The sequence below is a fragment of the Microbacterium flavescens genome, from assembly GCF_018588945.1.
GTDB lineage: Bacteria > Actinomycetota > Actinomycetes > Actinomycetales > Microbacteriaceae > Microbacterium > Microbacterium flavescens.
The window spans coordinates 777,012-793,892 of sequence record NZ_JAFIWA010000001.1 but is presented as its reverse complement, the minus strand read 5'-3'; the positions used below and the strand labels follow the sequence as shown (position 1 = coordinate 793,892).

At 71.0% G+C, this 16,881-nt stretch carries 16 protein-coding genes; 3 read left to right on the top strand and 13 right to left on the bottom strand.

Going from position 1 to position 16,881, the window contains the following annotated elements; translation table 11 throughout:
- Positions 1-601: 601 nt before the first annotated feature.
- The 4 genes from JX005_RS03700 to JX005_RS03685 are packed head-to-tail and all read right to left on the bottom strand — an operon-like array spanning position 602 to position 4,432.
- Complete coding sequence (locus JX005_RS03700) at positions 602-1,237, bottom strand: UdgX family uracil-DNA binding protein (protein ID WP_214466023.1); 636 nt, start codon at positions 1,235-1,237, stop codon at positions 602-604.
- Between the two features lie 43 nt (positions 1,238-1,280).
- A complete protein-coding gene (locus tag JX005_RS03695; RefSeq protein ID WP_214466022.1) occupies positions 1,281-2,129 on the bottom strand; it encodes a DUF4184 family protein in 849 nt (282 codons plus the stop codon).
- 13 nt (positions 2,130-2,142) lie between these two features.
- The gene (gene tyrS, locus JX005_RS03690) at positions 2,143-3,444 is read right to left on the bottom strand and encodes a tyrosine--tRNA ligase (RefSeq protein ID WP_307858484.1); all 1,302 of its coding nucleotides are present in this window, start codon (positions 3,442-3,444) and stop codon (positions 2,143-2,145) included.
- Between the two features lie 40 nt (positions 3,445-3,484).
- Positions 3,485-4,432 carry an aldo/keto reductase gene (locus tag JX005_RS03685; protein WP_214466021.1) on the bottom strand — a complete coding sequence of 316 codons (948 nt, stop codon included), beginning with the start codon at positions 4,430-4,432 and terminating at the stop codon, positions 3,485-3,487.
- A 54-nt stretch (positions 4,433-4,486) separates the two neighbouring features.
- On the opposite strand from JX005_RS03685, the gene JX005_RS03680 reads away from it, so the two are divergent.
- Positions 4,487-4,870: a MerR family transcriptional regulator gene (locus JX005_RS03680; protein WP_214466020.1), complete on the top strand. Its 384-nt coding sequence runs from the start codon at positions 4,487-4,489 to the stop codon at positions 4,868-4,870.
- 118 nt (positions 4,871-4,988) lie between these two features.
- Complete coding sequence (locus JX005_RS03675; RefSeq protein ID WP_214466019.1) at positions 4,989-5,594, top strand: DNA-binding protein; 606 nt, start codon at positions 4,989-4,991, stop codon at positions 5,592-5,594.
- Here JX005_RS03675 and JX005_RS03670 read toward each other — a convergent pair.
- Positions 5,575-6,834: a PKD domain-containing protein gene (locus JX005_RS03670; protein ID WP_214466018.1), complete on the bottom strand. Its 1,260-nt coding sequence runs from the start codon at positions 6,832-6,834 to the stop codon at positions 5,575-5,577. The genes JX005_RS03675 and JX005_RS03670 overlap by 20 nt on opposite strands.
- 190 nt (positions 6,835-7,024) lie before the next feature.
- Between JX005_RS03670 and JX005_RS03665 the strand changes: the two genes are divergently transcribed.
- Positions 7,025-7,624, top strand: a complete 600-nt coding sequence (locus JX005_RS03665; RefSeq protein ID WP_214466017.1) for a hypothetical protein — start codon at positions 7,025-7,027, stop codon at positions 7,622-7,624.
- Between the two features lie 35 nt (positions 7,625-7,659).
- Here JX005_RS03665 and argH read toward each other — a convergent pair whose 3' ends face one another.
- From argH to JX005_RS03625, 8 genes are all read right to left on the bottom strand, one after another.
- Positions 7,660-9,090 (bottom strand): argininosuccinate lyase, encoded by a 1,431-nt coding sequence (gene argH / locus JX005_RS03660; protein ID WP_214466016.1) that lies wholly within the window; start codon positions 9,088-9,090, stop codon positions 7,660-7,662.
- A 9-nt stretch (positions 9,091-9,099) separates the two neighbouring features.
- Positions 9,100-10,254, bottom strand: coding sequence for a heparan-alpha-glucosaminide N-acetyltransferase domain-containing protein (locus tag JX005_RS03655; RefSeq protein WP_246533418.1), 1,155 nt, complete (start codon positions 10,252-10,254; stop codon positions 9,100-9,102).
- Between the two features lie 25 nt (positions 10,255-10,279).
- A complete protein-coding gene (argF, locus tag JX005_RS03650) occupies positions 10,280-11,203 on the bottom strand; it encodes an ornithine carbamoyltransferase (RefSeq protein ID WP_214466014.1) in 924 nt (307 codons plus the stop codon).
- Positions 11,200-12,414, bottom strand: coding sequence for an acetylornithine transaminase (locus tag JX005_RS03645; protein WP_214466013.1), 1,215 nt, complete (start codon positions 12,412-12,414; stop codon positions 11,200-11,202). Before JX005_RS03645 ends, argF begins: the two co-directional genes overlap by 4 nt.
- A complete protein-coding gene (gene argB / locus JX005_RS03640) occupies positions 12,411-13,310 on the bottom strand; it encodes an acetylglutamate kinase (RefSeq protein WP_214466012.1) in 900 nt (299 codons plus the stop codon). The genes JX005_RS03645 and argB overlap by 4 nt, the downstream gene beginning before the upstream one ends.
- Positions 13,307-14,464, bottom strand: a complete 1,158-nt coding sequence (gene argJ / locus JX005_RS03635; protein ID WP_214466011.1) for a bifunctional glutamate N-acetyltransferase/amino-acid acetyltransferase ArgJ — start codon at positions 14,462-14,464, stop codon at positions 13,307-13,309. The genes argB and argJ overlap by 4 nt, the downstream gene beginning before the upstream one ends.
- 55 nt (positions 14,465-14,519) lie before the next feature.
- The gene (gene argC, locus JX005_RS03630) at positions 14,520-15,569 is read right to left on the bottom strand and encodes an N-acetyl-gamma-glutamyl-phosphate reductase (RefSeq protein ID WP_214466010.1); all 1,050 of its coding nucleotides are present in this window, start codon (positions 15,567-15,569) and stop codon (positions 14,520-14,522) included.
- 299 nt (positions 15,570-15,868) lie between these two features.
- On the bottom strand, positions 15,869-16,846 hold the full coding sequence (locus JX005_RS03625; protein WP_214466009.1) for an NAD-dependent epimerase/dehydratase family protein: 978 nt from the start codon (positions 16,844-16,846) through the stop codon (positions 15,869-15,871).
- Between the last annotated feature and the right edge of the window lie 35 nt (positions 16,847-16,881).

Here is a 16,881-nt window from a genome sequence, read left to right as displayed (position 1 = left end):
TCATCCTGAGCCAGGATCAAACTCTCCATAAAAAATGTTTGCCACCACAACCCGGGAAAACGAGCCACGGCAGCGAGTTTGAACTGACCAAACGGATGTCATTACTGACTTCCATACGCCAACCCCCCAAAAAAGGGAGTTGGACTTGATCCAAAGGAATCTCACCCAACCGAAGCTGGGACGAGGTTATTTGGCATTTGACAAGTGCACGCTGTTGAGTTCTCAAGGATCGGACGCTCCCACCCACCAACCCACAAGGGCCAGCACAGCAGGGCAACTTCACAATCTTATCTCCTGTCGGCCCGCTGGTCAAATCTGCGCGACCGGATCCGAAGACCCGAACCGCGACGACCAGACCGCGCTTCCGAGGAAGACGATCCCTCCCGATGATCCGAGGATCACACCACTCGAGGAGTGGATTCTGGAGGGGGTTGTCCGCCGCTTGAGGGGGGTAAGGCTCTCGGCCTCTCCGCTTCCCTGTGGGGCGAACAACAAGAACATTACCTCGCGTCCGGAGCTTGGTCGAATCGAGCCCGCAGCCCGGGCGTGTCGCACGCGAGAGGGCGTTTCGACGTGTCGGAAGAATCCCAGATCCGACGGTTCAATCGGGCCGGACGGCGTCGGACGCGAGTCGGAGGTCACCAGCGAGTCCGGCCACCGCCACCGCGCGCTCCTCCGCCTCACGCAGCCTCACCACCGCCGACGGATGCACGGTCACCACCACGAGTCGGCCGTCGTGATCGAGCACGCGTCCCCGCTCCTCCCCGATCTTCACCGGGCGCTCCAGCACGGCTCGCGCGGCCGTGGCGCCGAGGCAGACGATCACGTCGGCATCGACGGCGCGCAGCTCGGCCTCGAGCCACGGCCGGCAGGCGGTGACGTGACCCACGTCGGGCTTCTTGTGGATGCGCCGCTTACCTCGCTCTTCGAACCGGAAGTGCTTCACCGCGTTGGTGACGTAGACCTGATCGCGCTCGATCCCCGCGGTGCGCAGCGCTTCGTCGAGCACCCTGCCGGCCGGCCCCACGAACGGCTCGCCCGTGCGGTCCTCCCTGTCGCCCGGCTGCTCGCCGACCAGCATGATGCGGGCCCGCTCACCGCCGTCACCGAACACGGCCTGCGTCGCCCGCTCCCAGAGCTCGCAGCCGCGGCATCCCTGCACCGCCTCGCGAAGCACCGGGAGGCCGCCCTTCTCGGGAACCCACTCCTCCGTGCCCGGTCTCCGCGCATCGCCCATGCCGCGACCGTAGGACGACCGGACGGATCCGCAGAGGCCCTGGCTACCGGCGTCGAGCGGGCGTAGGGTCCACTCGACGAGCGCGCACCAGCTGGATGCCGACGCACAGCAGCAGGGTCGCCGCTCCCCACGCCGCACAGGCCGGCGGGAGCACCCGATACGCGAGGTGGGCCACCGTGAAATCGCCGTCGAGGGGCCCGAAGGCCGCGAGACCCGCCAGCCAGGCGATGACCAGGACCACCGGCAGCGACAGCCACCAGGCCCACCGCGCGCCGCCCGGCAGTACGCGGGTGACCGGGGTCGCCGCATCCCGCTTCCACAGCCAGACCAAGGCCCACACGCCGATGATGGCGAGACCGACCACGCTCGACCCGTGCTGCAACCACTTGAAGCCCGCCAGCGGACCCCACTGCTCGGCGAGCGCGGGGAACGCTGCCACGCCCCAGCGGCCCTCGTGGGTGAAGAGGTCCCACAGGATGTGGCTCACGACTCCGACGAGCAGCGAGACGACCACAAGCACGACCGCTCGCGCGTCCACCGTCCATCGGCGTTCGTCGATGGACGAGCTCGCGGGCGTCACGCGGAACGTCTCCCGCGCGGCATCGAGCGCGCTGCGGTCCCATGACCCGGGCAGACGCGAGGCGAGCCAGTCCGGCGACAGTTCGCGCGCCGCGGGGCGCAGCACCGATCGCCACACCAGCAGGAGCAGAAGCGCCAGAAGGACCGTGGCCGGCAGCCATACGAGGTCGTGCGTCACTCCGTAGTGCAGCGGCAGCCCTCGCACGAAGAGCGGCAGGTCGGGAGTCATCGCGCCGATCGCGATCGCCGCCGGGATCAGCGGCGTGCGGATGAACGGCAGCGCGATGACCGCGTGACTCGGCGTGAACGGCATCCCGCGCGGGCGCTCAGCCGCTCACGAACACGCCGGCGAGCGTCTTCTTGCCGCGTCGCAGCACCGACACGCCGCCCGGCAGGGCACCCGTCACCACCGCGGTCTCGTCGACCTTCTCGCCGTCGAGCGAGACACCGCCCTGGGAGATCGCGCGCCGTCCCTCGGAGAGACTGCTGACCAGCCCCGTGTCGACGAGCGCCTGCAGCACGCCGGTCCCCGAGGCGACCGTGGCGTTCGGCAGCTCTTCGAGCGCCTCGCGCAGCGTTGCCGCCTCGAGCACGGTCAGATCGCCCTGGCCGAACAGCGCATCGGATGCCGCGATCACGGCGGCCGTGGCATCCGCTCCGTGCACGAAGGCCGTGACCTCGCGCGCAAGCCGGCGCTGGGCCTCGCGCCGGAAGGGCTCGGCCGCCACCAGGCGCTCGTACTCCTCGATCTCGTCGCGGGTGAGGAACGTGAAGATCTTGAGCCGCGAGATGACGTCGGCGTCGTCGGTGTTGAGCCAGAACTGGTACATCCGGTACGGGCTGCACATCGCGGGGTCGAGCCAGATGGCGTTGCCCTCGCTCTTGCCGAACTTGGTGCCGTCGCTGTTGGTGATCAGCGGCGTGCCGATCGCGTGAACCGAGACGCCCTCCACGCGATGGATGAGATCCGTTCCGCTCGTCAGGTTGCCCCACTGGTCGCTGCCGCCGGTCTGCAGCACGCAGCCGTACTGGCGGTACAGCTCGAGGTAGTCCATGCCCTGCAGGATCTGGTAGCTGAACTCGGTGTAGCTGATGCCGGCCTCGGAATTGAGGCGCGCGGCGACCGCGTCCTTCTTGATCATCGTGCCGACGCGGTAGTGCTTGCCGATCTCGCGCAGGAAGTCCAGCGCCGAGAGCGGCGCGGTCCAGTCGAGGTTGTTCACGATCCGCGCCGCGTTCTCGCCGTCGAAGCTCAGGAAGCGCTCGACCTGCGCCCGCAGGTAGCCCACCCACTCCTCGACGGTCTCGCGCTCGTTGAGCGTGCGCTCCGCGGTCGGCCGCGGGTCGCCGATGAGCCCCGTCGATCCGCCCACCAGGCCGAGCGGCTTGTGGCCGGCGAGCTGCAGACGGCGCATCGTCAGCAGCTGCACGAGGTTGCCGAGATGCAGACTCGGCGCGGTCGGGTCGAAGCCGCAGTAATACGTGATCGGGTCGCCCGCGAGAAGGGCGCGCAGCGCCTCCTGATCGGTGGACACATGCACGAGCCCGCGCCACACCAGTTCGTCCCAGACGTTCTCGAACGACGGGTCGTTGGCGGGGGCGGTCGTGCTCACAGAGCTGTTCGACACGCGTGCCAGGCTATCAGCGGGATGCCGCCGCCCTGCGCGCTCAGGCAGGCTCGTCGAGGCGCGCGAGCTGCTCCGGCGAGAGGGCGAGCCGCACGGCGTCCATCGCCGCGTCGAGCTGTTCGGGCTTGCTGCCCCCGAGCATGGGACGGATGCCGCGAGCGACGTGCCAGGCCAGCACCGTCTGCCCGCGAGAGGCGCCGAGCTCGGCCGCGACGGCGTCGAGAACCTCGAGCCGCGCGCGCGTGCCCGGGTGGTCGTAGATGTCGGGGATCGGCTTGGCCGGGTTGTCGTAGGCCCCCGAGAGCAGCGGCGTGTAGGCCCACACCTCGAGCCCGTGCGTGTCGGCGAAGTCGCGCTGCTCATCGCTCAGCACTCCGAACGCGTGATTGGTCGGATTCGTGCCGGGCCTCGGACGCAGGTACGTGCTGTTGTGCTGCAGCGCATCGATGGGCATGGCACCCAGGTGGCGCGCATGGGAACGAGCTCGCTCGACCCGCCAGGCGGGGTGATTGGATGCTCCGACCCGCGCGACGCGGCCGGCCCCGGTCAGCTCGGCGAGCGCCTCGACGGTCTCCTCGATCGGCGTGGTCCGGTCCTCCATGTGCAGCCAGAGCAGATCGACCGACTCCAGCCCGAGCCGGTCGAGGCTGCCCGCGAACGCCTCGCGCACGGCGCGCTGCGAGAGTCCCTCGCGACGTCGGGGGAAGGCATCCGCCCACAGCGGCTCGGCGCCGAGCTTGGTCGCGATCTTGACGCGCTCGCGCACTCCGGGACGAGCGGCGAACCACCGGCCGAGCACGCGCTCGCTCGCGCCGCCCTTCCCATCGTCCGACGCCCAGAAGCTGTAGCAGTCGGCGGTGTCGATCCAGACGCCGCCCCGCTCGACGAAGCGGTCGAGCAGGCCGAAGGAGGTCTCCTCATCCACGGCGGTGCCGAACATCATGGCACCGAGGACGAGGGCTGAGGTGGGGGATGTCGAAGCGGTCATGGATCCAGCGTGCAACCTGGAGTCCGCTCCAGGTCAAGCCCTATCCTCGGATCCATGACGACCTACACTCCGGCCCAGGCAGCGGAGCTGTCGGGCTTCTCGCTCGACACGCTCCGCTACTACGAACGGGAGGGCATCCTTCCGCCCGTCGCACGCACGGCCGGCGGCCACCGGGCATTCACCGACGCCGATCTCGGCACTCTCGGTTTCCTGAGATGCCTGCGCGAGACCGGAATGCCGATCGAGAAGCTCCGCCGCTACGGCGAACTCTGCCGTGACGAGACGACCCTGCCCGACCGCGTCGCGCTCCTCGAGGAGCACGCCGCCGCGGTGGAGCGAGAGCTCGACGCCCTGCTCGAGCAGCAGGCGAAGCTCGCCGCGAAGCTGTCGTGGTACCGCGGCGAACTGGTCGCCCGTCAGGCCGCGGCGACCTCGTAGAGCCCGATCGCGGCGAGGGTACAAGCTGAACCTCGTGTCGTTAAGCCTCTGGGCTTACATTCTTCAAGCTCAGGGGCTAAACTGAGCCAACTTGAGGTCTGAGACAAAAGGAGCGCCGATGTTCGTGGTGACCGCCGACCAGCGCGACAGCCAGCGGACCGCCGATCTCGTCCCTGCCGGGCTGCACGCCATCAACGCCGCCGCAGGGCCGAGCCTCGCACTCGCCCCCGAGCGGACCGCCGGCGACGAGATCCAGACCGCGATCGGCGACGCATCCGGCGCCCTGGAGATCGTCCTGCAGCTGACGCGGCTCGGGACGTGGAGTGTGGGGATCGGCGTCGGCCGCGTGGAGGAGCCCCTCCCCGCGAACGTCCGGGCCGCGCGCGGTCCGGCCTTCGTTCGCGCGCGCGACGCGGTCGAGCGCGCGAAGCGCACCTCGACGCGCATGGCGCTCACCGCCGGCGACGAGGGAGCGGACGCGGAGGCGCTGCTCCGACTCCTCATCGAGCTGCGCGACCGCCGCACCGACGAGGGCTGGGAGATCCACGATCTGCTCGCCGAAGGGCTGACCCAGCGCGACGCGGCGGGACGGCTCGGCATCACCGAGGGCGCCGTCAGCCTTCGTGCGCGCAATGCCGGCCTCAGGACCGAGGAAGCCGCCGTCCCCGCGCTCCAGCGACTCCTGGCACGGCTCGACGACGAGGTCAGCCGCTCACCCGCCTGAGATCATCGAGCACTGCTGCGAGCTCCGCGTCGGTGGACCCGGCTGAGGAGACCACCGTCTCCGCGTCGGCCATCAGACCCAGGAACGACGTCTCGCCGCCGGACGAGAGGGTCACGGTGGCCGCCGGCGACACCGCCCCGGCGGCGAACACGAGCCAGGCGTGCAGCAGCCCGGCGCGTGCCTGCGCACGCGCGTCGCCGTCGCGTGCGGCAAGGACGTCCACCACCTCAGCCGGAGTGGTCACCGGCTCGAGCTCAGAGAACACCGTCGACACCGCCTGGACGATGTCGAGATAGGCGGCGCTCACCGCCGGCACCCGAACCGACGGATCCAGCCCGGCGTACTCGCGGATCCACCACGTGGTGGGCCTCGCCGTCGGCGCCGATCCGGTCACGACGACCGCGGTCGAGGCATCCGTGATCCTTCCGTCATCGTCTGTCACCGCCACACGCACCGTCTCGACTCCCGGTGCAGCGAACGTGTGGTCGGCAGTGTCCTCCGCCTCGACGGGAAACGTGCCGAGGGGACTCAGCGACGGGTCAGCGGCCCCTTCGGCGGCGTGGAACGTGGTGCTCCGCCCGTTCGACCAGGCGAACGACAGATCGTCGCTCCCGGGATCGATGGCTTCGGCCGTCACGGTGACGGCGACGCCGGGGGCCGACACGACGTACTCCCCGCCCGGGAAGGCGACCGTCCCGCTCACGTCGAGCGTCACGGCGGGAGCGAGTCCCACGATCTCGAGCAGAACGGCGTGCGCGCCCACCCGGCCTTCGGCGTCGGTCACCGTCACCGTGACCGGGAACGAGCCGTCGTCGCCGTAGCCGTGATCGACACCGGCGGCCAGTTCAGCAACGGTGACGTGCTGAGCCGGAGTGCCGTCACCCCAGTCGATCTGCGCGGCGCGCACGTCGTCCGGATCCGAGACGATCGCGCGGACCCGGGCGATGCCGCCCTCGTCGGCCCGAGTCGCGACGACGTCGACCGACGGCGGCTCGCTGCGCACGACCTCGAGGGATGCGGCATCCCATCGGTCCTCGGCGTAGGGCAGCAGATGCGCGCCGTCCGGCAGCAACAGCGGCGGCGACTCCGCCGAGACCGGCGCCGTGCGCGGTGCGACCTGTGCGGCCTCGGATGCCGAGGCCGACGTCGCGAGCACGACCCACCCTCCCGCCACCACCACAGCCCAGCCGACCGCTGCCGCCACGAGCGCGCTCGAGCGCGTCCCCAGAATGCGTGACACGTCTTCCCCCAGTCCCCTGCGGCCCACCGCATGGCGGCAGACCCTCAGAACGGCGCGAACACGTGCTGCTCAGCGTCCCCACGACGCACAGCACGGCTCATCCCCTCGCCGTTCTCCCCTGCCGACACGGTACGCTGACGGCGCGGATATCGCCAGGGGCGCGTCCGACCCGCGTGTCAGACTGAGCGGCATGGTCGTCCCCCACGATGCGCTCCTCCCCCTGACGCTGTCGCTCTTCCTCTTCATCACGCTCAGTGCCGCGCTCATCCTCGTCGTGCTCAGCACCCGCCGGCCGCGCGAGATCCCGCTCTTGATCGCCGGCGGCCTGGTCGTGCTCTCGCTGCTGATCGTCGCCGTCACGCCGGTGGATGTCCCGCCGATGATCGCCGTCGTCATCGCGCTGCTCGGCACCGCGCTCGCAGCCGCCGGCGGCAGCCCCGTGACGCGGCGCGTGCTGGAGGTCGCGACGCACGGGCGCGTGCCCGAGGGCATCAACGGCGGGATCATGCTGCGGCCCGCCGCCGTGCCGGGCATCGTCGCCGAAGACGCTCCGGCCCGCGAGGTGCTCCGCGGGGGAACGACGATCGGCTATCTCGAGCGGCTCGGCGTCGCGCTCGCCATCGTCGTCGGCTTCCCCGAGGCGATCGCCGTGGTCGTGGCCGTGAAGGGCATCGGGCGCTTCTCCGAACTCGCCGCCGCCGAGGCTCGGGAGCGGTTCATCATCGGCACCCTCGCGAGCCTGCTGTGGGCATGCGTCGTGGGCGGCCTCGTGCGCCTCGCCATCGCCTGATCCCGGTCGGGAGGCCCTGCGCGGGGCCGTCGCCCTCAGATGCCGAGGGCGTGGGCCGCGGACTGGATGCGCTCGACGAGCTCCACACGCTGCTCGGCGACCCGCACGGGCGCCGTCCCTCCCGCGCCGGTGCGGCTGGCGACCGACCCCTCGACGGTGAGCACCTCGCGGACCTCCGGGGTGAGCAGCGGCGACACCTCGGCCAGCTGAGCATCGGTCACCTCGTGCAGCTCGATCCCGTGCTCCTCGCAGACGCGCACCAGGTGACCGGAGAGCTCGTGGGCGTCGCGGAACGGCACGCCGCGCTTCACGAGCCACTCCGCCACATCGGTGGCGAGCGAGAAGCCCTGCGGGGCGAGCTCGGCCATGCGGTCGGTGTGGAACCGGAGCGTCGCGATCATGCCGGCGAAGGCCGGCAGCAGCGTCTCGAGGGTGCGGACGGAGTCGAACACCGGCTCCTTGTCCTCCTGGAGATCGCGGTTGTACGCGAGCGGGAGGGCCTTGAGGGTGGCGAGCAGACCGGTCAGGTTGCCGATCAGGCGACCTGACTTGCCGCGGGCGAGCTCGGCGATGTCGGGATTCTTCTTCTGCGGCATGATGCTCGAACCCGTCGAGTAGCCGTCGTCGAGCGTGACGAAGCGGAACTCGCGCGTGTTCCAGAGAATGATCTCCTCCGCGAGCCGCGACACGTCGATGCCGATCATCGCTGTGATGAAGGCGAACTCGGCGACCACGTCGCGCGCGGCGGTGCCGTCGAGCGAGTTCTCCGCCGGACGCGCGAGACCGAGCTCGCGGGCGACCAGCTGCGGGTCGAGGCCGAGCGTCGAGCCGGCGAGCGCTCCGCCGCCGTACGGCGAGACCGACGCGCGGACGGACCAGTCCCCCAGGCGCTCCAGGTCGCGGACGAGCGGCCACGCGTGGGCCTGCAGGTGGTGGGCGAGAAGGACGGGCTGCGCGTGCTGGAGATGCGTGCGACCCGGCATGACGGCACCCGGATGCGCCTCCGCCTGCGACACCAGGGCGTCGACCAGTCGAAGGATGTCGCGCGCGATCGTCCGCGAATGATCGAGCAGGTACATGCGCACGAGCGTCGCGATCTGGTCGTTGCGGCTTCGCCCGGCGCGGAGTTTGCCGCCGAGCTCTGCACCGACCTCGCGGATCAGCGCCTGTTCGAGCGCGCCGTGGACATCCTCGTCGCTGTCGGCGGGACGCAGCGTGCCGTCGGTCACCGCGCGGGCGAGCGCGTCGAGCCCGTCGTGCATGGCGCGCTCCTCGTCGGCGGTCAGGTAGCCGGCTGCGGCGAGCGCTTTGGCGTGGGCGTGCGAGCCGGCGATGTCGTAGAGCGCGAGGTCCCAGTCGAAGTGGGTCGATCGACTCAGCTCAGCCAGTTCGGGCGACGGCCCCGTCGCGAATCGCGCGCCCCACAGTGCGCCCTCGTTGGTCCCGTCGCCCTTGGTATCGCTCACCGCTCCAGCCTACCGACGGGACGAGGCGCGAACCTGCGGCGGGTCCGCAACGAGCTTGGCCGACCGGTCGACAGCCCACTCCAGCGGACCGCGTCCGATCAGCAGCGCCCAGGCGGTGCAGAGGACAACGGTCCAGAGTGCGAGCGGCCAGAACGGCTCGAGGTTTCGGAAGCCGGCGAGGTCGCCCGGCGCGTCGAGCACGGCCGAGGCGATGAGCCACCACACCACGAGCTGACCGACGTAGGCGGTGAGGGGCATGGCGCCGACTGCGCGAAGCGGCAGCACCGCCCACATCAGGACCGTGCGGCACAGCAGCAGGCACGCGGCGATCACGGCGAGCGCGAATCCGCCCGACCCGATCACCTCCAGCAGCCCCGTCGAGTGCGGGCGGGCCGTCCACAGCGCACCGGCGAAGGAAGACCGCTCGGCGCCGGAATCCGCGCCGGTGGCGGCATCCGCTCCGTAGCCGACGATCGCGAGGGCGGCTCCGGCTCCCAGCATCCACAGCTGGACGGAGGTGCGCAGGATGCCGGCACGGGCGACGCCCAGTCCGGCGAGGAGGAATGCGATCCAGGTCGTGAACGGGTAGTGCCAGCCGATCGCGAGCGAGAGCGCGGCCCCCGACATCGTCTGCCACAGCGGGAGGTCGTCGAGCGCGACCTGCACGATCGGCATGGTTATGGCGAGGACGGCCGCCAGCGGCAGGAGTACCCGCGCGGTCAGCGGCAGCAGCGGGACGGCGAGGAAGAACAGCAGCGCGTACGCAGGCAGGATCACGTACACCGGCACGCCGGTGAGGACGAGCAGGATGCCGATCACCCAGATGAGCACCGCGCGGACCATGAGCCGCCGACGTGCGGTCTTCAGCTGCTCGCCGACCGGCGGCGTGCGCCCGCCCGTCGCGAGGCCGATCGACACACCGGCGAGCGTTGCGAACAGGATCGAGGAGCGTCCGTCGACCACCGCGACCCAGGTGGAGGCATCCGCCCACTCGAACCGGTCGTCGATCCACAGCAGGTGCGCGGCGAACATGCCGAGCACCGCCAGGCCGCGTGCGAGATCGACCCCGGCGACGCGCTGCCGGCCGTTGAGCCGGTCCCAGCGCGACGCGAGCCAGCCCGTCCGCAGGGCGGAGGGGCGTTTCGACTCGCTGCGCTCGCTCAACGACCGGGAGGTTCTCGGGTACCGGTCAGTCCTGGCGCAGCAGCCAGACCAGCAGAGCCTTCTGCGCGTGGAGCCGGTTCTCGGCCTCATCCCACACGACGCTCTGGGGTCCGTCGATCACCTCGGCGTCGACCTCGTACCCGCGGTCGGCGGGCAGGCAGTGGATGAAGATCGCGTCGTCCTTGGCCAGGGCCATGAGGTCCTGTGTCACCTTGTAGGCGCCGAGGTCGCGCAGGCGCGCGAGCTTCTCCTCCTCCTTGCCCATCGACACCCAGGTGTCGGTCACGACCACATCGGCGCCCGCCGCCGCCTCGTTCGCGTCGGTGTAGAGCGTGACTGAACCTCCGGTCTCGGCGGCACGGCGATCGGCGTCGGCGATCACGTCGTCGCGCGGCGCGTAGGTCTCGGGCGAGGCGACCCGCACGTGCATGCCCGCGGTGACCCCGGCGAGCACGTAGGAGTGGGCCATGTTCGACATGCCGTCGCCGAAGAACGCGAGCGTGAGGCCCTTCAGCTCGCCCTTGTGCTCCTTGATCGTCAGGAGGTCGGCGAGCAGCTGGCACGGGTGGAAGTCATCGCTCAGGGCGTTGATGACGGGCACTCGCGTGCCCTCCGCCATCTGCTCGAGCCCTGCCTGCGCGTACGTGCGCCACACGATCGCGGCGACCTGCCGCTCGAGCACGCGCGCGGTGTCGGCGGGCGTCTCCTTGCCGCCGAGCTGGCTGTTGGCGGTCGAGATGATGAGCGGCGAGCCGCCCAGGTCGGCGATGCCGACCGCGAAAGACACGCGCGTGCGCGTGGACGACTTGTCGAAGATGACCGCGACGGTCTGCGGCCCCTCGAGCGTCTTGAGCTTCCAGCGATCCTTCTTCAGGGCGAGCGCGAGATCGAGGATCTCGTCCTGCTCGGCCTGGGTCAGATCGTCGTCGCGCAGCAGGTGACGGGTCACGCTGGCACCTCCGTAGGGGTTTCGAGCAGCAGGGCGTCCTCGACGGTGCGCACCGATGCCGTGAACAGCTCGACGAACTCGTCGAGCTCGACGTCGCCGATCGTCAGGGCCGGCACGAGGCGGATGGTCTCGTCGTTGGGAGCGTTGATCACGAGACCGTGCTCCTGGGCGGCGGCCACGACGGCCTTGGCCACCGGGTGGGTCAGGGCCACGCCGAGCAGAAGGCCGCGACCGCGCACCCCGCCGATGAGCGCGGAGTCGATCCCGAGGATCGCGGCGCGCAGCTGCTCGCCGCGCTCGGCCGCGTTGGTCACGAGACCGGCGCGCTCGATCTCGCCGAGCACCGCGCCGGCGACGGCCGTGCCCAGCGCATTGCCGCCGAACGTCGAGCCGTGCGTGCCCGGGTAGAACAGCTCGCTGGCCGCGCCGAACGTGATGAGCGCGCCGATGGGGAACCCGCCGCCGATGCCCTTCGCGACGGTGATCGCGTCGGGGGTGATGCCCGCGTGCTGGAACGCGAACCACTTTCCCGTGCGGCCGGCGCCGGTCTGGATCTCGTCGACGATGAGCAGCGCCCCGTGGCGCGCGGTGATCTCCCGTGCGGCTTCGAGGAAGCCGTCGGGAAGGTCGATCACGCCGGCCTCGCCCTTGACGGGCTCGACGAAGAGCGCCGCGACGCGGTCGTCCATCGCGGCCTCGAGCGCCTCGACCGTCGAGTCGATGAACTCGACGCCCGGCGTCATGGGCAGGAACGGCTCCTGCATGTACGGCTTGCCGGTGAGCGCCAGCGTGCCCATGGTGCGCCCGTGGAAGGCATCCTTCAGGGCGAGGATTCGCGGCCGGTCGGCGCCGCCGTGCAGGCGCGCGAGCTTGAACGCGGCCTCGTTGGCCTCGGCGCCGGAGTTGCCGAAGTACACTCGGCCGGAGTCGCCGGTGCCGGCCAGCCGCTTCAGCTGCGCGGCGAGCGCGAGCTGGGGCGGCGTGGCGAAGTAGTTCGACACGTGCGCCAGCGTCGCAGCCTGCTGCGTGATCGCCTCGACGAAGGCCGGGTGGGCGTGGCCGAGCGAGTCCACGGCGATGCCGGCGAGGAAGTCGAGGTAGCGCTTGTCGTCGGCATCCCACAGGTACGAGCCCTCGCCTCGGACGAACAGCGCCATCCGCTCGCCGAAGCTCCGAACGAGGTCGCGCCCCGCGTCATCCTGCCACGTCATCCGAGGACCACCTCTGTTCCGATTCCCTTGCTGGTGAAGATCTCCACGAGCACCGAGTGCGGCACCCGTCCGTCGATGATCGCCGCGGTCTCGACGCCGCCCTCGACGGCTTCGAGGCAGGCTCGCATCTTCGGGATCATGCCCGACTCGAGCGAGGGCAGCATCGCCGTCAGCTCGGTCGAGGTCAGGTGCGACACGAGGGAGTCGCGGTTCGGCCAGTCGGCGTAGAGCCCGGGGACGTCGGTGAGGACGACGAGTTTCGCCGCACCGAGTGCGACGGCGAGAGCGGATGCCGCGGCATCCGCGTTCACGTTCAGCGAGTGTCCCGGGTGGTCCAGGTCGGGGGCGATGCTCGAGACCACGGGGATCCTCCCCGCGGCGAGCTGGTCCAGGACGGGCTGCGGATCCACCTCGACGACGTCGCCGACGCGGCCGAGGTCGTGCTCCACGCCCTCGATCACGACGCCGCGCCGACGGCCGCCGAAGAGCCCGGCGTCCTCGCCGCTGAGCCCGGCGGCGTGCGGGCCGTGCGCGTTGATCTTCGCGACGAGCTGCGGGTTGATCTGCCCCGTGAGCACCATGCGCACGACCGAGATGGCCTCGGTCGAGGTGACGCGGTACCCGCCCTTGAACTCGCTCGGGATCGCGAGGCGGTCGAGCATCGACGAGATCTGCGGGCCACCGCCGTGCACGACGACCGGCTTCACGCCGACGTAGCGCAGGTACGCGATGTCGGCGGCGAAGGCGTCCTGCAGCTCCTCGGACACCATGGCGTTGCCGCCGTACTTGATCACGACGATCTGGTCGCTGAAGCGCTGCAGCCACGGCAGCGACTCGATGAGCGTCGCGGCCTTGACGCTGGCCTCGTCGGGATCGGTGTCCTGGATCTGGGTCATGAGGAGTACGCGCTGTTCTCGTGGACGTATTCGTGCGTGAGGTCGTTGGTCAGGATCGTCGCGGTCTGGTCGCCGACGTTGAGGTCGATGACCAGATCGGTGGCGCGCGGTGTGAGGTCGACGGCCTCGCGCGGAGCGTCAGGGCCGCCCTTCGTGCACACCCGGACGCCGTTCATCCACACGTCGACGTCATACGGGTCGAAGGCCGCGGCGGTCGTGCCGATCGCGGCGAGCACGCGGCCCCAGTTCGGGTCGTTGCCGAAGATCGCGGCCTTGAAGAGGTTGTTGCGGGCGACGGCCCGGCCGACCTCCACGGCATCCTCCTCGGAAGCAGCTCCTCGCACCTCGATCGTGATGTCGTGGCTCGCACCCTCGGCGTCGCCCTGCAGCTGCTTCGCGAGATCGGCGCTCACCTCGGCCAGCGCCGCGGCGAACTCGTCCGGGTCGGGCGCGATGCCCGAGGCGCCGCTCACGAGGAGCGTGACCTGGTCGTTCGTCGACATGCAGCCGTCGGAGTCCAGTCGGTCGAACGTGCGGCCGGTCGCCGACCGCAGCGCGGCGTCGGCCTGGGCCGCGTCGAGCACGGCGTCGGTCGTGATCACCACGAGCATCGTCGCGAGGCCGGGCGCCAGCATCCCGGCTCCCTTCGCCATTCCGCCGAGCGACCACCCGTCGCGCGCGACGACGGATCGCTTGGGGCGCGAGTCGGTGGTCATGATGGCGAGGGATGCCGCCTCCCCGCCGTCGGCCGACAGCTCGGCGATGCCCTGCTCGGTGCCGGCGAGCACCTTCGCACGGAAGGCATCGTCGCCGGTGCCGATGAGCCCGGTCGAGCAGATCAGCACGTCGCCGGCGCTCACGCCGAGCAGTTCGGCGGCCTTCTCTGCGGTCTGGTGCGTGGTCTGGAAGCCGAACGCGCCGGTGAAGCAGTTGGCGCCGCCCGAGTTGAGGACGATCGCCTCGACGACGCCGTCCGTGATCGCCTGCTCCGACCACAGGATCGGGTTCGCCTTCGCCCGGTTCGACGTGAAGACGGCGGCGCCGACCTTGAGCGGCCCGCGGTTGACGACCACGGCGACGTCCGGCTTGCCGGTCGACTTGAGGCCGACCGCGACGCCCGCGGCCTCGAAACCTGCGGGTGCGGTGACGCTCACGGCATGATTCCCTTCTCGCCCCGTACGCCGAACCGAGCCCGTCGGCTCGCGATGGTCACGGGGCGACTCCGTTGATCGACAGCGCCGTCGACTCCTCGAGCCCGAGCGCGATGTTCATGGACTGCACGGCGGCTCCGGCCGTGCCCTTGACGAGGTTGTCGACCGCCGCGACGACCACCACGCGGTTCGCGGAGCGGTCGATCGCGAGCCCCATCAGCGCGGTGTTCGCGCCCGCCACGTCTGCCGTGCGAGGGAACTCCCCCGCGGGGAGGAGCTGCACGAACGTCTCATCGCCGTACGCGGACTCCCACGCGGCGCGGATCTCGGCATCCGTCGCGTCATTTGCGATCGGCGCCGTCGAGGTGGCGAGGATGCCCCGCGCCATGGGCACGATGACGGGCGTGAACGAGATGCGGACATCGTCGGCCGATGCCCCCGCCGCGGCGAGCGCCTGGCGGATCTCGGGGATGTGGCGGTGGGAGCCGCCGACGGCGTAGGGGTTCGCGCTGCCGAGGACCTCGCTGGCGAGGAGGTGGGGCTTGAGCGCCTTGCCGGCGCCCGACGGCCCGACCGCGAGCACCGTCACGATGTCGCCGGGGTCGATCACGCCGGCGGCGACGCCGGGCGCGAGGCTCAGCGAGACCGTCGACGCATTGCAGCCGGGGGCGGCGATGCGGGATGCCCCGACCAGCCGCTCGCGCTGCTTTCCGCCGCCCACCGGCAGCTCGGGAACGCCGTACGCCCACGGGTCGTGGAAGTCGCCGCCGTAGAAGGTGTCCCAATCGGCGGCCGATTCGAGCCGGTGGTCGGCACCCGCGTCGATCACGAGCGCGGTGCCGTCGAGGGCGTCGGTGTACTGCCCCGACTGGCCGTGCGGGAGGGCGAGGAACACGATGTCGTGCCCCGCGAGGATCTCGGGGGTCGTCTCGGAGAGCGTGAGGTGCGCGAGCGAGCGCAGGTGCGGCTGATGCTGGATGAGCGGCTGTCCCGCGTTGGAGTGCGCGGTCACGGTGCGGATCTCGACGTCGGGATGCGCGGCGAGGATCCGCAGGATCTCGCCGCCCGCATAGCCGGATGCGCCGGAGACGGCGACCGAATATGTCATGGATTCCACCTTAGAGTCTGGGTGAGCGGGCCGGAGACGGCGACGCCCGCTCGCAGACGTCCATGACGAGGACGGCGTGCGGGGTCGCCTAGAGTCGGCGCTCGCCCAGACGGCGTCGGCGCGCGGGAGCGGCGCTCGGAACGAGCGTCGTGGATCCCTGGGTCGCCGAAGGCATGCCGCGACGATATCCGCCGGGGCGCGGCATCCGCAAATCCGCCCTCGCCGCGTGAGACGACGTGGTCGCGACGAGACGGCGTCGTGCGTGCGCCGTTTCGTCGCAGATGCGACGTCTCGCCCCGCTACCGGAGGTCCGCCAGCAGCTCGAGCTCGTCCGAGCGCGACAGGCCGGAGCGGCGGTCGCGGGACAGGCCGCGCTCGCGCTCGTCGTCCAGGGTGCGTCGCAGAGTCTCGGCGAGGGGGCGGAGCCGGCCGCCGAGCAGCCGGTACGCCGCGTTGGAGCGCGTCCAGAACCCCGGCAGGTCGGCGGGCAGCCACAGCGGGAGCGAGCGCGGGCCCATCCAGTAGGCGACGTCGTGCTCCTCGAGCCAGGCGTCCGATGCGACGACGAGTCTCCCGGAGTGCCCGGCGACGCCCCGCGCGTCCGACAGCAGCCGCTCGAGCGGGACCGGATCCCCCACGGCGTTCGCGACGCCGGTCCAGCGCTCGGCGCCCACAGACTGCACGAACCCGGCCAGGTCGTCGACGTCGATCACCTGCGCGCCGCGGTCCGCGGCATCCGGGACCAGTACGTCCTCGCCCGCCGCGAGCGCGAAGCGCCCGACCCAGTAGCCGAAGCGGTCGGTCGGATCACCCGGGCCGACGATGAGCCCGGGGCGCACGATCGCCGCCCGGAACCCGAGGGCGGCGCGGACGGATGCCTCGGCCCGAGCCTTGGCGCGGCCGTAGTCCTCCTCCTCATCGGGGCCGGCGGGGGCGAGCAACTCGGCGGACTCGTCCGCGCCGGGCTCGCCGTTCTCGGCGTACACCGACACCGTGGAGATGTAGGTCCAGTGCTTCGCCCGCTCGGCCAGGGCGTCGAGCGCGGCCGCGACGTGGATCGGCTGGGACGAGATGTCGACGACCTCGTCCCACTCCCGCGAGGCCACGTCGTCGTACGCCCCCGGCTGGTCGCGGTCGGCGGTGACGAGCGCAGTTCCGTACGGCGCGGGACGACCGCCTCGGGCAAGACAGGTGACGGATGCCCCGGCATCAGCCCACTTCTCCGCGATCCGTCCGCTCAGCCAGCCCGTGCCGCCCAGCACCAGTACGTCCGTCATGCACCCACCCAATCAGACGCCGGGGCGCCGTGGAT